A 15,016-nucleotide genomic window follows, 5' to 3' on the forward strand; every position below is an offset into this window, starting at 1 on the left:
TTGTTAATCCCAAAATATGCAAACAAAGGTTCTGCGTTCCGCTCATGACAGGGGACTTTTGGTATACTATAATGAAGAAGACAAAGCTATATTCATAGAAATCATGCCATTGTATGTTTGAGACGGATAGCGGATAGAAACAAGCATGGGGGAAGGACGGTTTTCGAATATGAAACTGTTTCATACTGCCGACTGGCATTTGGGAAAATTGGTGCAGGGCGTCAATATGACCGAGGATCAGCAATATACGCTCGCGCAATTGATTGCCGACATCGAAACGGAGAGGCCGGATGCCGTCATCATTGCCGGCGATTTATACGACCGTGCGGTTCCGCCCGCAGAGGCGGTGCAATTGCTTGACAGCATCCTGGAAACGATCGTGCTCCAATTGAAAGTTCCGGTTCTGGCGATTGCGGGCAATCACGACAGTCCGAGCCGCCTGAACTTTGGCAGCAATTTGATGCGAGCGTCAGGATTACATATCGTGGGAGAGCTTACATATCCGCTGGAACCGATCGTAATGCGGGACGGAGACGGCGAAGTTCATTTCCACCTGGTTCCTTATGCCGAGCCGGGGAAGGTGCGCCATTTGTTCGGCGATGAAAGGATTAGAACCCATAACGACGCCATGGGAAAAATAACGGAAGCGATTCGCGCGAAGATGGATCCGCAAGCCCGCCATGTGCTGGTCGGCCACGCTTTCGTCACGCCGCAAGGGGAAGCCAGGGACAATACGAGCGATTCGGAACGTCCGCTGTCCATCGGCGGGGCGGAGCATGTGAGCGCGGAACATTTCCGGGGCTTTGCCTATACGGCGCTCGGTCATCTGCATCAGGCGCATCATGTGGGAAGCGGGACGATCCGTTACGCAGGTTCGCCGCTGAAATACTCCATCTCGGAGGAACATCACCGCAAAGGATATTTGATCGTGGAGCTGGATCGCGAGGGGAACTCGCATATCGAGAAGCGGGAGCTGATTCCAAGACGCGACATGCGGACCGTCGAGGGACGAATCGAGGAGATCGAGCGGCATCGGATCAACGAAGACTATGTGTTCGTGCGCTTGCTGGACGAGGCTCCGGTGTTGTCGCCGATGGAGCGGATTCGTTCTGTATACCCGAATGCGATGCATGTGGAACGGAAGACGCCCGTCGCCGGACTTGGCGGAGAGGCGGCAGCCGCCGCAAATGGGCGGGCCAAGATGGACGATCTTTCGCTGTTTCAAGCATTTTATTATGAAGTCAGAGGAACGGTGCTTCCGCCGGAAACGGAGCAGCTGTTCGTCGAAACGCTGCAGGAACTGCGTCAGGAAGAAGGTGAGCGCGATGAGGCCGCTGAAGCTTATCATGACGGCGTTCGGGCCGTATAAAGACAGAGAGGAGATCGATTTCACCGAACTGGAAGGCCATCGGTTATTCGTCGTATCGGGCAATACGGGCGCCGGCAAAACGTCGATCTTCGACGCTATTTGCTTTGCCTTGTACGGGGAAGCGAGCGGGGAGGACCGCAATGACAGTAAAATGCTGCGCAGTCATTTCGCGGATGACGATACGTATACGTCGGTCGATTTCCAGTTCGAGCTGAAAGGCCAGGTATACCGCGTCTTCCGGCAGCTCGCCCATGTGAAGGAAGGCAACAAAAGCGCGACCGGCGACCGCTACGAGCTGTACGGGATCGTAGACGGCCGGGAAACGCCGCTGACGGACCGCTTTATCGTTACGCAAGTGAACGAGAAGCTGTCCGAAATGATCGGGCTGACGAAAGATCAGTTCAGCCAGATCGTCATGCTGCCGCAAGGGGAATTTCGAAAATTGCTGACTTCCGAAACGGAGAATAAAGAGGAAATTTTGCGCCGCATCTTCAAAACAGGATTATATAAAATCGTTGCCGACCGGTTGAACGAGAAGCGCAGACAGATGCAGCGCGTTTGCGAGGAATTGGCGGGCATCCGGGAATACCATATGAACCAGGTGCAAGGCGCTCTGTCCGGCCGCGAAGGCTCCGACCTGCAGCGCGTATTTGCTCAGGAGCATTATAATACGCATCAAGTTCTGGAAGCGCTGGATCGGGAGACGGAGCATTATGCGGCGCGAATCGAAGAGCTGAGCCATAAGCTGCGGGAGCTTTCGGCCGAGTTCCAACGACAGACGGCGTTGTATCATCAAGCGCAAAGCGTGAACGAACAATTCGATCTATTGGACCGGAAAATTGCGGATAAACAACAGCTTGAAGACCAAGCCCAACATTTCGAACACAAGACGAAGCAATTGCACTCGGCCGAGAAAGCCGTCCATTTAGAAATGTATGAGCGCCACGATGCGGAAATGTCCGCCCTGCTCGTTCGCAGAACGAAGCTGTATGAAGAGGCGGCGGCCGAATGCTCGCAAGCGGAGGCCGCTTTGCAAGACGCCCGCGTTCGGTACGAGCGGGAAGAGGCGAAAGGCGAGCTGCGCGAGCAGGCGGTGCGCGAGTTGGAACGATTGCAAGGATTGGCGCCGATCGTGGAAAATTTGGAGCGGAAGCGGAACGCCATTGCCGAATTGGAAGCCGAAACGGCGCATAAGGGGAAGCAATTGCAAGCCGCCGAGGCGGAGCTTGCCGCGAAACGAACCGAGCGGGAATCGATATCGGCGCAACTGAAAACGTTGGAGGAACGGGTCGGCCGGTTATCGGAGCGAACGGAGAAACTCGCGGCGCTGCGGGAGCAAGCGGCTGTCGTGCAAGAATACTTGAAACTGGTGCAAACCGCGGAACAAGAGCGGAGGGAAGAAGCGCGGCATCAAGCGGCTTTCGAGCAGGCGGAGCGGGCTTATTCGGAACTCGAAATCCGCTGGGTGGAAGGACAAGCGGGCATTCTCGCCCGTCATTTGCATGACGGCGATCCCTGTCCGGTTTGCGGAAGCGCCGAGCATCCGAGGAAGGCGGAGGAAACCGGCAATATTCCTTCTCGCGAGGAACTGGACCGGATAAGAAGCGAGAAGAGCGGCATGGAACAGCAGTATCTCCAATCGAAAGCGATGCTCGCGGCGACCGTCAAGCAAATGAGAGAGAAAGAGCAGCGGATGAGAGAGCACGGTTTCCTTATCGAAGGAATCCAGGAACGGTTCCAAGCGCTTGTGCAAGAAGGCAAATCGTTAGCCGCGGAAGTGAACGGATTAAAAGACGATAGCGTCAAACTGTCCGCTCTGAAACAGTCGCTTGAGGAGCTCGACGCCAAAGTTGAGCAATTGAGCAAGCTTAAAGACGATCTGAATCGAAGTCTCCAGGATACGAAAGAAACGTATGCCGCGGAGAAAGCACTTTATCAGCAAGCGCTGGCGGCGATCCCCGAAGAAGTGCGCGATTATGAAAGGCTCGCGGAGCGGATGCGAACGACGGAAGAACGCAAGCGGCAGTTGGAGGCCGATTGGAAATTAGCGCAGCAGCAGTACAAGGAAGGAAACGAGCGGTATGTGAAAGCGGCGGCAGGCGTTAGCCACGCGCAAAATCAACGGATCGAAGCGCAGGCGGACAAAGAGAAGGCTGGCCGCAGCTTCGTCCAAGCGATGCGGCAAGCCGGCTTTGAGGACGAAGCCGCCTATCATGCGGCCAAGATGAGCGAATCGGCCCAAACGGAACTGAAAAGACAGATCGAGGAATACCATCTCACACTGTCCTCCTTGCGCCGGCAAATCGAGGAGTTGACCGGGACGCTCTCGGGTAAGGCAAGACAAAATCTTGCCGAGCTTCAAGGACGTTTGCAAGCGTTGGAACAACAAATCGAATCCGTCCGCAACTTACATATGCAAGCTCAGAACGACTACAAGAAAGGAACGGAGGCCAAGGCGAACATTATCGAAGCCGAGCGCAATTGGAAAGAAGCGGAATACCAGCATCAAGTCATAAAAGATTTATATGATGTCGTCCGCGGAGAGAACGGCAAAAAAATCTCCTTTGAGCGGTACTTGCAAATCGAGTTTTTGGAACAAATTATTCATATCGCAAACGAGCGGCTGCAGCGGATTTCGAGCGGACAATATTATTTGGTCCGCAGCGACCGTCTGGAAAAACGGGGCAGGCAAAGCGGTCTCGGCCTTGACGTTTACGATAATTACACGGGACAATTGCGGGACGTCAAGACGTTGTCCGGCGGAGAGAAATTCAATGCGTCGCTCTGTCTGGCGCTCGGCATGGCGGACGTCATTCAATCCTACGAAGGCGGAATTTCGCTGGAAACGATGTTTATCGACGAAGGCTTCGGCGCCTTGGACGAGGAATCGTTGAGCAAGGCGATCGATACATTGATCGATTTGCAGCAGTCCGGACGGACGATCGGCGTCATCTCGCATGTCCAGGAATTGAAACAGGCGATCCCGGCCGTGCTGGAAGTGAAGAAAACGAAGGAAGGATACAGCTATACCCGTTTCAACGTAAGCTGATTCGCGTTTCTTGTCTTAACGCGCCTCGCTTCGCATACATATGTAGAAGTAGAGGAGCGTGAACGCGAATGAACGAACAGGTGAAGCGGTATTACCAGTTAAAGCAAAGACAAAGGGAAATCGAGCGGGAACTGTCGGAACTGCGCGAACAAATTACGGATTATTGCGCGGAACTGGGCGTATCCGAATGCGAAATCGGGAGCTATAGGGTGAGAACCGTATTCCAGGAACGGAAGGAGTACGACGACAACAAGCTTTATGCGGCGCTGCCGGATCCGGACGTTTGGCGCATGCTTTCGCGGCCCGATCCGTCGAAGATTGCAAGCTTGATCAAACTGAACGTCATTACCGAGGATACGATTAAGGACACTTACACCATCAAGAACATAACGCTTCTGCAAGTCGATAAGAAATGACACATCGCCCCGCCGATCCGCTGCGGGGCGATGTTATAGTTTTGGCGCCGATTTGGAGAAAATGATTTGTCCAACTTGTTCGATATGATTTCGAAGTTCAAGATTCGTTAGATGCGTGCCGTCAACGATATCGAACAAGTAAGGCATTTTGCTGTTGTCTTCGAGCTGTGCATGCAATTTGGAAACGACATGGAAGTTTATTTTATCGCCATAGATAGCAATATCGATATCGGATCCGGGTTTGAATTTTCCTTTGGCGCGAGATCCGAACAAGACGGCTTTCTCGATCGCATCGAACGCGGAAATGATTTGTACGATTTCATTCAAGTCTTCGTTGCTCAGCCCGAATTTCATCGTTTCGCACCAAGAATGACGCTAAGATCTTGCAATACGTGGAAGTAATGCTCGCGAATGAGGCGTTCCGCTTGTTCCGCATATTTTTCATTATATGTATGCGCCATCATATTTCTTTTTTCCAGCATGTCGATCCAAATATGTCCGTCTGTTATCAATTGCGCTTGGAATGCGGTTTGGATCGCCGATCGAGGACTGTTTACATCAAAACCTTCTTGCTCTAAATAATCTTTCAGCGTCTTCCAACCTAATTCAAACGTATACTCGAAGCATTGAATTAGTCCTTGAGCTTCAAATTTATTCAGCCGGCCTTTATCTATAAATTCAGTCAGTTGCAAAAAGGCTTTCCGGTAGTTGTCGAACCGCTGCTTCCAACGATATTCTTCCATCGTTTTAGGGAGCCTCCTTTTCGGCATGCTTTGATTATCTCTAATTATAGATTTGGGTCAGGCAACAGTCAATTTGCTCAAGAACGCAGGGGAAGAGGTTCCCCCGCGTTCTTGTCATAGAAATTTGCGATTATGCTTTTTGCCGTCGTATGTGAACAGCACTTGCTTATCTTCCACAACCGTTTCCAAATGGACGGTTTTCCCCCATAAATGATAAACATATGGCAGCGTGCGCTCCACATATTTCAAATCGAGCTCGATTCCTTCGAAACGATGCAGCAAGTATAATTCCCCGTTGCGCAAATGATCGCCGTTTTGCACGACGATGTAAGGGAAACCGCCGTTGACGCGCGAATAGACGAGCTGGTCGCGAATGTTTTCCCATGTTTTATCCGTAATTTTCCACTCCGACCCTTTCTTTTCGAACACGTACAAATCGAGTTCTTCGGTCAATTTTTTGGTCAGGTAGTTGCGGATGAACGACAGATCCGAGTCGAACTCGCGCACCTCGAATATTTTGGCTCTCCCCTGGCCCGGCTTGCGCCCGAGCTTTTCCCGCTCCTCTTCGGTCGGATGCTCCCAGCGCCGCTCGATGTCTTCGAATATTTTCAGCCCGAGATAATACGGGTTCAGACTGCGGGTGGACGGCTGGACGACGGAAGCGTTCAACTTCGCGAATTCGACCGTTTCCTCCGACGTCAAGTCGAGCTCGCGAATGATGCGCTGATGCCAATATGAAGCCCAGCCCTCGTTCATAATTTTGGTTTCCAATTGCGGCCAGAAATAGAGCATTTCTTCGCGGAGCATCGACATAATGTCGCGCTGCCAGTCTTCGAGAACGGTGGAGAACTCTTGGATGAACCAAACGAGATCCTTTTCCGGTTCCGGAGGGAAATGACGTTCTTTCGACCCGGCGGAAGGGAAGTGGCCGAGATCGTCCAAATTCCATAAATCGTCGTACTCGCCTTGCTCCTTCCCTTGCTGCGCGCGTTCTTTTTGCTGCTTCAGCAGCAAATCCGTATACCGTTTTTTGTCGAGACGCTGCGGCTTGATCAGCCCCGGGTCGATATGTTCCTGGATGGCGAGCACGGCGTCGATAAATTTCTCGACCGCTTCCGTCCCATGCTCGATTTCATAACGGCTGATGCGCTCGGCGGTTGCGGCCATGCTTTCCACCATATTGCGGTTCGAGGCGGAGAAGCGGACGTTGTTCTTGAAAAAATCGCAATGCGCAAGCACATGCGCGACGATCAGCTTGTTCTGGATGAGCGAATTGCCGTCGAGCAGGAAGGCGTAACATGGATTGTTGTTAATGACCAATTCGTAAATTTTGCTCAAGCCAAAATCGTATTGCATCTTCAATTTATGGAAAGTTTTCCCAAAACTCCAATGGCTGAAGCGGGTCGGCATCCCGTATGCGCCAAACGTATAAATGATATCCGCCGGACAAATTTCGTACCGCATCGGATAATAATCAAGGCCGAAGCCGTCGGCCACCTCCATAATTTCGCGAATCGCGTATTCCAAGCGGGCGATTTCATCGGACATTAGCGCGTCACCCCCGGCGTTTTTTTGAAAAACGTCTTGAGGGCCCGATATACTTCGCCCTTTTCTTTGATGACGTAATATGCGAATTTTTGATTGTCGATATGCCGATAGGCCGACATGAGCGTGCTGCTGCGGTTGTACTGGTTAACTTCCCCGTATCCGAACATATTGCATCGCCTCAGCAATTCCTGGATCAGCTTGACGCAGCGTTCGTTGTCGGACGTTAAATTGTCGCCGTCGGAAAAATGAAACGGATAAATATTATATTGCGAAGGCGGGTAACGCCGGTCGATGATTTCAAGCGCTTTGATATAGGCGGATGAACAAATGGTTCCTCCGCTCTCGCCTCGCGTAAAAAACTCCTCTTCCGTCACCTCTTTGGCTTCCGTATGATGGGCGACGAAGACGATTTCCACTTTTTCGTATTGATGGCGGAGGAAGCGGGTCATCCAGAAAAAGAAGCTGCGGGCGCAATATTTTTCGAAACTGCCCATCGATCCGGAAGTGTCCATCATCGCGATGATGACGGCGCTTGAATGGGAGGTGACGATATCTTCCCATGTCTTGAAACGCAAATCTTCCGGAGATATGCCGTGAATTCCCGGATTGCCGGTAATCGCGTTGCGGCGCAAATTTTCGAGGATGGTGCGTTTTTTGTCGATATTGGACATAATCCCTTTTTTGCGGACATCGTTAAACCGAATATCGGTCGTCTCGAGCTGTTCCTTATCTTTATCCTCCAAATGGGGAAGTTCCAGTTCTTCGAACAACAGTTCCTCCAGTTCGGCAATGCTGACCTCGGCTTCGATAATATCGCTCCCCGGCTGATTGCCCGCCGTATCGCCTTTGCCCGGCGATTGCGCCGGATCGGTGCCAAGCACGTCTCCTACCTGGCTGTCCCCGTCCCCTTGGCCGACATGCTTGCTTTTATTGTAATTATAAATAAAACGGTACTCATCCAAGCTGCGAATCGGCACTTTAATAATTTGCTTGCCGTCGGACATAATAATGTTCTCTTCCGTTACAAGATCGGGCAAATTTTGTTTGATCGCTTCGCGCACCTTTTGCTGGTGTCTGCTCTGATCTTGAAACCCTTTGCGGTGCAGCGACCAATCCTCGCGGGACACGATAAAGACGGACGGATCCATAGGAGAACACCCCCTCGTTGAAGTATAAAAGTAGAAATCCGTTGTTATTCAATATATTCAAACGGGAGAATGATATGTGAGGGGAATCGGCGTAAATTGCATCCGTCAACCTTTGCGGACCGGCGAACGGGGCTAGCGCGATATGCGGCAAACCGGTTCCGGACAATGCTCGCAATGGCAGCCCTTTCGCAAATAGTCCAAGTCCTTGAGGACGATATAACCGCTTTCATAACTGATGATCTGTTCTTGGCGCAAATGTTCCAGCATCTTGCTCGCACTCGTTCCCGTCGCCCCGATATAGGCGGCCAGGTCCGCGACGGCCATTTTTTCCGAAATGCAAATGCCGTTTTCATGTTCCGTTCCGTACAGGTTGGACAAGCGGAGCAGCGCGGAACAGAGCGCACCCGGATTGCCGTGGTGCAGGAGATCGACGAAATGGTTTTGCGTGAGCGCATGCATGCGTCCCATCCATTTCATAAACTCTACCGCGAAATCGCCATGCCGCAGCAATAACGCCTCAATATCTTTTTTATCGACGATGCCTAACAGACTGTTGTCCGACGGTTTGGCGTTAAAGCTTTGTCTCGTATCGCGAAACGGTTCGATTTGTCCTACCAAATCGCCTTCCCGAAACGTAAAAAAGACGAGTTCCTTCCCGTCGTCACTCGCTTTGGTCAAATTCACCCGGCCTGTCTCGATATAAAACGCCTTCGTCGCCGGTTCTCCTTCCGTAAACAGGAAGCCGTCCGCCCCGGCCCGATACGGCAGCATCGCTTCTTGCAGCTTCCGAATGCTGGTATCGGAGAAGCAATCCGTATTCCTCGATCGCGGAAGTAAAGGCATCATATTGCGCATCCGCTCTCCCCCTTTGATAATCCTGATCATCAACAGTATAAGGATATATGCAATGCACTGAATATAAAGAAAATCACAAAAGAACCTCCGGCCCTGAGACCGGAGGTTCTTCCTCGTTCGCGACACGCAATGCGATCGTTCCATGATCTTTTTCATTGATGTTGAATAGCCGATAAATAATAATGAGGTTGTGCGCATGATCGAAAAAAACCTCTCCGAAGCGAAGAGGGAAGCATGCGGATTCTAGGCTGCGTATTGGCCGAGGACGATCAAAGAAACGGTGCCGATCAGCAGCAGGCCGTTTATGACCGTACCCGTTATGGCGAATGCCTTTTTGCGGTTTTTAAGGACAAGTCCGACGATGCCTAAAATCAATCCGATCAAAATCATGAAAATGATGAGAATGGCGAGCAGTCCGATAACGATAATGCCGCCGCTTTGCTCCAGCACTTCCTGCGACGGCAGTTCGCCGGCGGAAAAATCGGATACTAAGTTGACGGTGACGACGGCCGCTCCGATCAATAGCCCGATTAACGAAACTAAACCGACTAATCCGATAATAAAGGAGGCGATGCCCGGCCCGGAATGTTTCATTCGTTCGTTCGGGTGCTGCGGATACGGGGTGAAAGTTGCTTCCATAATACAAAATACTCCTTTCTAAACCAAACATTTGATTCATGGTCTCTTCCATATATTTTCTATGTGTTTCACGTTTTTTGCAATCATTATTTCCGGTATGACAATTCATGATGGTAAAATCGTATAGATTTGTTTATGATAAGATTAGTAACTATGCGGTACAACAATGAAGAGAGGTGTCTCGGATTGCTGCGTAATTATGTAATCATCGGAAGTTTGAATATGTTGGCGGCGGTAGGACTGGGCGCATTCGGGGCGCATATATTAAAGTCGACGTTGACCGCGTCGCAGATCGCGACTTATGAGACGGCTGTGCAATATCATATGGTGCATGCGTTCGGCATTTTGCTCGTCGCGTTGCTTGCGGGTTCGCTTCCGTCTTCTTCGCGGAAAGTCTTATGGTCCGCAAGATTGTTATGGATTGGAATCATTTTGTTCTCGGGAAGCTTGTACATATTAAGCGTCAGCGGTCTGAAAATGCTCGGGGCGATTACCCCGATCGGAGGAGTGGCTTTTTTGGCGGGTTGGCTCATGCTTGCGCTCGCTGCGGTTCGTAAATCATAATCGGAGGGGGAGCATGATGAACGAGCGATTGCTGTTGCAACAGGAACGATTGCTGCAAACGATGCTGGATTACAGCCCCATTTCCGTCATCGTACTGGATACGTCGGGAACCATTCTCCGCACCAATCCGTACACTTGGGAAATGTCGGGTTATGAGGACCACGAGTTGGTCGGGCGCCCGCTGCATATGTTGTCGGAATGCCCCGTCGCCGATATTCAGTATGTGCTGCAAGGAAACAAAAAAAGATTCGAATCTTATCTTGTACATAAAAGCGGTTACCGCGTCGATCTGCAAATTACTGCGGCGCCGGTCGCCATCGACGAAAACGTAAGCCACGTGCTGTTCATTTGCCAAGACATCAGCGAGCGCAGGAGGATCAACGATCGCATTCGTTACTTGTCGAATTATGACGATATGACAGGACTGCCGAACCGGAAACAATTTATGGATCATTTGGACAATGCGCTGGAATTGTATCGGGATCGCTATATTGCCGTCCTCTATTTGGATTTGGACCGATTTAAATTGATTAACGATTCCTTCGGGCAGGAATTCGGCGACATGCTGCTGATGCAGGTTGCCGAAAGGCTGACGAGATGCGTGACCGAGCGCGATATGGTTGCGAGGATGGACGGCGACGAATTCGCGTTGTTCTTCGTCGATGTCGAATCGGAATCGGAAGCGTTGCAAAAGGGAGAATTGATTACCCAACTGCTTGAGGAGCCGTTCGTACTGCAGGATCATCCTTTTTTGCTGACGGCCAGCATCGGCATCGCAATGAACGAAGATCGCAACGACGATCCCGGCTCGCTGATCAAGAAGGCGAATATCGCGCTGACGCTCGTTAAGGAGCAAGGACGTAACAATTACCGGGGTTATTCCCCCGATATGAATATGAAATCGTTGGAACGGTTGACGCTGCAGCATGATTTGCGCAAGGCGATGAGCAACCGGGAATTCGTGCTGCATTACCAGCCGCAGATCGAGATGGAAACCGGGCGAATCGTCGGTGCGGAAGCGTTGTTGCGCTGGAATCATCCTGTCAAAGGAATGGTCTCGCCGAGCGTGTTCATTCCGCTCGCGGAAGAAAACGGTTTAATTGTGCCTTTGGGCGAATGGGTATTGGAAGAAGCTTGCCGGCAGAACAAAGCGTGGCAAGATGCCGGATTGCCGCCAATTCCGGTGTCGGTCAATTTGTCCGTGCGGCAATTTCTGCTCCAGAATCTGTACGAGAAGGTGGAGCATGTACTGAAGAAGACGGGACTGGACGCCCGCTATCTCGATTTGGAAATTACGGAGAGCATGACGATGGACGTCGATCGCGCATCCCATTGTTTAATGGAGCTTAGCAAATTGGGCATTCGGATCAGCATCGACGATTTTGGGACGGGATACAGTTCGTTAAGTTATTTGAAAAATTTTTCGATCAACCGCTTGAAGATCGACCGCTCATTCGTTCGTGATATTATGCAGGATCCGAACGACGCGGCGATCGTAGCGGCCATTATCGCCATGGCCCATAATTTGAATTTGCAGGTCATTGCCGAAGGCGTCGAAACGGAAGAGCAGCTCGATTTTTTGAAGGAGCACCGTTGCGACGAAATCCAAGGATATTATTACAGCCCTCCGGTTCCGGTGCAGCAGCTCGAAGAGATGCTGCTCGCGATGTGACCGACGGGACGACGAGAAAGGGAGAACCGACCAATCGGCTCTCCCTTTCTATACGACAAGATCGTCAATTTCATTTAATTGGAACGTATAAACCTGTTTCTCGTCGTCGTGATACACGCAGATGATTTGCGTTTCGGGATCGTAATCGAGCAAACGTCCGGGAACGCTTAGTTTTACGCCTAATCCTTTATTTATATTAAAACGAATTAAACGATTTTGCTGAATGCATGCAAAAATGACATCTTCAATGGACATATCGGAAGATAAGATGGCCGAACTGAGGTCAACGTTGAATAAGTAGTCCGGTGATCTGTTCGTTGACGTAGATGACAATGCTTTCATTACTAATGGCCCCCAACTTCAAGCAGACTAATGAGACGAATTGGTTAGAGTGAATAAAATATCTATTACATTTCCAATATATTGTACCATGAATTGGTCGGGATATATAGTAGGAATGTAGGAAATATCCGTCTAAGGAACGACCAGGTCTTTATTGGCAAGCGCCCGGCCGGGACGGAAGTTCCGCCATGCCTCCCGCCCGTATGTCCGCACCTGTTAAAAAGTCGCGCATATAGTATAGTCAGACAGGTTGAAGGAGGTGCATGCAGATGATCCGAGTCGAGCCGCTGCAAATCGAAGGGATGACCGTTGTCGGCATCGAAGTGAAACTTCCGAAAACGACGCTGCTTGCCGTTACGACGGACAAAGGCTACATTATGTGCGGAGCGCTGGACGTGAAACTGCTCAACGATAAACTGGGGGATCGCCGCATTGTCGCCGGCAGGGCGGTAGGGGTCCGCACCATCGGCGATTTACTGGAAGCCCCGTTGGAATCGGTTACTTACGGCGCCGAAGAATTAGGCATATTCGCCGGAATGAAAGGGAAAGAGGCCGTACTGAAAATGTTGTAGTCCGCGCAGTTCCGCGACGTTAACGACTGCCGGGCGAATGGAAGAAAGTACGGGGCTGCCTGCGCGGCAGCCCCGATGAAGCCGTGATCGATTACGATTCGAACAATTTCGCCAGATTCTCGCGGTACGACGGACGGACAATGCCGCGTTCGGTGATGATGGCCGTTACATAATCGTGGGGGGTGATATCGAACGCCGGATTGTACACCCGCACGCCCTGCGGCGCGGTGCGCATGCCGAAACCTTCCGTAATTTCGCTCTCCGGACGCTCTTCGATCGGAATTTCCGCTCCGGTGTTCGTTTGCAAATCGATCGTCGATAGCGGGCAGGCAACGTAGAAAGGGATGCCATGCGCTTTCGCCAGTACGGCCAAGCTGTACGTGCCGATTTTGTTGGCGACGTCACCGCTTGCGGCAACGCGGTCTGTGCCGACGATGACGGCCTGCACCCAGCCCTTGGACATGACGTGCCCGGCCATATTATCGCAAATCAGCGTTACGTCCACGCCGGCCTGCTGCAGCTCGAACGCCGTTAGCCGCGCGCCTTGCAGCACCGGACGGGTCTCGTCCGCGAACACTTTCAAACGGATGCCGCGCTCCTGGGCCAAGTAAAGCGGTGCGAGCGCCGTTCCGTATTTGGCCGTGGCGAGTCCCCCGGCATTGCAATGCGTCAGCACGCCCATACCGCTCTCGAATAACGTAAGCGCATGTTCGCCGATCCGGCGGCACACCTCCTCGTCCTCCGCTTGAATCCGATTCGCTTCGGCAAGCAACTCTTCGTTCAATTCGGAAACGGACTTGTCCCCGCCGTTTGCCAGTTCGGCCGCATGCCGTTTCATACGGTCGAGCGCCCAGAACAAGTTGACCGCAGTCGGACGGGATGTCGCCAAATAATCCGCCCGGCGCTCGACTTCGCGCAGCCAGTCCGCCCGGTTCTCGCCAACGTAGCTGCGGGCGCCGAGGACGACGCCGTAGGCTGCGGCAATGCCGATCGCCGGCGCGCCCCGCACTTTCAGATGACGGATCGCTTCCCATACTTCCTCCGCCGTCGTTAACGCCAATATGACAATATCGCCCGGAAGAAGCCGCTGATCGAGCAAATCGAGATGTGTACCCGCCCATTTGACGGATTGAAGCGTTGTAGTTTTCATCCTATGACTCCTTGCATTTATGATTTATTGGAAAATGGCCATTCTAATAATGGATTCTACGCCCGTCTTTGTCGAACGAACATTCCGGTATCGCGTCCGAAAGGGCGATCGTTCTTCTAGTATAGCGAATATTCGGGCAGGGTAAAATATTAAATTTTCCATTTACGGTTGAACCGCCGCGTAATTTCGGTATAATAGGGGCGACTCTAATAAGACGGGAGGTGGAAACGGACGATATGGCACATCTGTCGCAAACCGGACAGGCCGTCGCTTTGAAAGAATGGGCCGTCGCCGTTCAAGCGTTGCTGGATGGCCGGCAAACGATCGTCATGCGCAAAGGCGGGATCGTAGAAGAGACGAAACATTTCGAACTGAAGAGCCATTCTTTTTACTTATACCCGACATACGAGCATCAACGTAAACATTTATTGAAAGACACATATCAGCACGTCTTGAACGAAACGCTTGCCGATTGGTCTCCGAATGATTCGTCCGTTACGATCGCCGCTTACGCGGAAGCCGTCCGCGATATCGAAATACGAGATCAAGAAACGCTAGACCGGTTGCGTCATTTACACATATGGACCGACCGTTTCGCGGAAGAGCGGCTGAAATGGAAGAGAAAGCATCCTTTGCATGTTATCGTGCTTCGCGTCTACCGCTTGCAGGATCCGCTGGAAATTCCGATCGTTCCGGAGCATCTCGGCTGCAAGTCGTGGGTCGGTCTCGACGCGGGAAATTCGGCCTCCGGGATGAGCCCGGTTATAGGCGATCGCGAATTTGAAATCCAGCTTGAACAAATCGAAAAAGCTTGCCGTTCAATTGATTTATTATAAAAAATATTATAAGATGAGTATATTGAGAATCAATGAGAATCATTTTAGAATAATTACAACGTAATACCTTTTCTGATTTTCAAAATATACGATCTCGGAGGGAGCAGCAAAAT

General features: G+C 51.4%; 15 protein-coding genes. 7 read left to right on the plus strand and 8 right to left on the minus strand.

Annotated elements, in window-relative coordinates; translation table 11 throughout:
- The first annotated feature begins 169 nt into the window (after positions 1 to 169).
- The 3 genes from KQI79_RS05795 to KQI79_RS05805 all read left to right on the plus strand — a co-directional run bounded on the left by KQI79_RS05795 (position 170) and on the right by KQI79_RS05805 (position 4,834).
- Positions 170 to 1,369 (plus strand): exonuclease SbcCD subunit D, encoded by a 1,200-nt coding sequence (locus KQI79_RS05795; RefSeq protein ID WP_216537278.1) that lies wholly within the window; start codon positions 170 to 172, stop codon positions 1,367 to 1,369.
- On the plus strand, positions 1,326 to 4,418 hold the full coding sequence (locus KQI79_RS05800) for an SbcC/MukB-like Walker B domain-containing protein (protein WP_216537279.1): 3,093 nt from the start codon (positions 1,326 to 1,328) through the stop codon (positions 4,416 to 4,418). Before KQI79_RS05795 ends, KQI79_RS05800 begins: the two co-directional genes overlap by 44 nt.
- A 68-nt stretch (positions 4,419 to 4,486) precedes the next feature.
- Positions 4,487 to 4,834, plus strand: coding sequence for a hypothetical protein (locus tag KQI79_RS05805; RefSeq protein ID WP_216537280.1), 348 nt, complete (start codon positions 4,487 to 4,489; stop codon positions 4,832 to 4,834).
- Positions 4,835 to 4,867: 33 nt separating this feature from the next.
- On the opposite strand, the gene KQI79_RS05810 is transcribed toward KQI79_RS05805, so the two are convergent.
- The 6 genes from KQI79_RS05810 to KQI79_RS05835 all read right to left on the minus strand — a co-directional run bounded on the left by KQI79_RS05810 (position 4,868) and on the right by KQI79_RS05835 (position 9,767).
- Complete coding sequence (locus KQI79_RS05810; RefSeq protein WP_216537281.1) at positions 4,868 to 5,188, minus strand: nucleotidyltransferase family protein; 321 nt, start codon at positions 5,186 to 5,188, stop codon at positions 4,868 to 4,870.
- Positions 5,185 to 5,577, minus strand: coding sequence for a nucleotidyltransferase substrate binding protein (locus KQI79_RS05815; protein ID WP_216537282.1), 393 nt, complete (start codon positions 5,575 to 5,577; stop codon positions 5,185 to 5,187). The genes KQI79_RS05810 and KQI79_RS05815 overlap by 4 nt, the downstream gene beginning before the upstream one ends.
- Positions 5,578 to 5,691: 114 nt before the next feature.
- Entirely contained in the window at positions 5,692 to 7,125 is a 1,434-nt protein-coding gene (locus KQI79_RS05820) for a SpoVR family protein (protein WP_216537283.1), read from the minus strand.
- Complete coding sequence (gene yhbH / locus KQI79_RS05825) at positions 7,125 to 8,273, minus strand: sporulation protein YhbH (RefSeq protein WP_216537284.1); 1,149 nt, start codon at positions 8,271 to 8,273, stop codon at positions 7,125 to 7,127. Before yhbH ends, KQI79_RS05820 begins: the two co-directional genes overlap by 1 nt.
- 132 nt (positions 8,274 to 8,405) lie before the next feature.
- Positions 8,406 to 9,128, minus strand: a complete 723-nt coding sequence (locus tag KQI79_RS05830; RefSeq protein ID WP_216537285.1) for a Crp/Fnr family transcriptional regulator — start codon at positions 9,126 to 9,128, stop codon at positions 8,406 to 8,408.
- A gap of 243 nt (positions 9,129 to 9,371) precedes the next feature.
- Positions 9,372 to 9,767 carry a hypothetical protein gene (locus KQI79_RS05835; protein ID WP_216537286.1) on the minus strand — a complete coding sequence of 132 codons (396 nt, stop codon included), beginning with the start codon at positions 9,765 to 9,767 and terminating at the stop codon, positions 9,372 to 9,374.
- A gap of 186 nt (positions 9,768 to 9,953) precedes the next feature.
- On the opposite strand from KQI79_RS05835, the gene KQI79_RS05840 reads away from it, so the two are divergent.
- Positions 9,954 to 10,331 carry a DUF423 domain-containing protein gene (locus KQI79_RS05840; protein WP_216537287.1) on the plus strand — a complete coding sequence of 126 codons (378 nt, stop codon included), beginning with the start codon at positions 9,954 to 9,956 and terminating at the stop codon, positions 10,329 to 10,331.
- 13 nt (positions 10,332 to 10,344) lie between these two features.
- Positions 10,345 to 12,003 carry a putative bifunctional diguanylate cyclase/phosphodiesterase gene (locus KQI79_RS05845; protein WP_230190734.1) on the plus strand — a complete coding sequence of 553 codons (1,659 nt, stop codon included), beginning with the start codon at positions 10,345 to 10,347 and terminating at the stop codon, positions 12,001 to 12,003.
- Between the two features lie 48 nt (positions 12,004 to 12,051).
- On the opposite strand, the gene KQI79_RS05850 is transcribed toward KQI79_RS05845, so the two are convergent.
- Positions 12,052 to 12,345, minus strand: a complete 294-nt coding sequence (locus tag KQI79_RS05850) for a hypothetical protein (RefSeq protein ID WP_216537288.1) — start codon at positions 12,343 to 12,345, stop codon at positions 12,052 to 12,054.
- Positions 12,346 to 12,614: 269 nt separating this feature from the next.
- Between KQI79_RS05850 and KQI79_RS05855 the strand changes: the two genes are divergently transcribed.
- Positions 12,615 to 12,917, plus strand: coding sequence for a YunC family protein (locus KQI79_RS05855; RefSeq protein ID WP_216537289.1), 303 nt, complete (start codon positions 12,615 to 12,617; stop codon positions 12,915 to 12,917).
- Positions 12,918 to 13,008: 91 nt separating this feature from the next.
- On the opposite strand, the gene mtnA is transcribed toward KQI79_RS05855, so the two are convergent.
- Positions 13,009 to 14,067 carry an S-methyl-5-thioribose-1-phosphate isomerase gene (mtnA, locus tag KQI79_RS05860; protein WP_216537290.1) on the minus strand — a complete coding sequence of 353 codons (1,059 nt, stop codon included), beginning with the start codon at positions 14,065 to 14,067 and terminating at the stop codon, positions 13,009 to 13,011.
- A gap of 236 nt (positions 14,068 to 14,303) precedes the next feature.
- Between mtnA and KQI79_RS05865 the strand changes: the two genes are divergently transcribed.
- A complete protein-coding gene (locus KQI79_RS05865; RefSeq protein WP_216537291.1) occupies positions 14,304 to 14,903 on the plus strand; it encodes a DUF1802 family protein in 600 nt (199 codons plus the stop codon).
- The last annotated feature ends 113 nt before the right edge of the window (positions 14,904 to 15,016 follow it).

Origin of the sequence: Paenibacillus sp. MSJ-34 (assembly GCF_018918005.1) — a bacterium.
GTDB lineage: Bacteria > Bacillota > Bacilli > Paenibacillales > Paenibacillaceae > MSJ-34.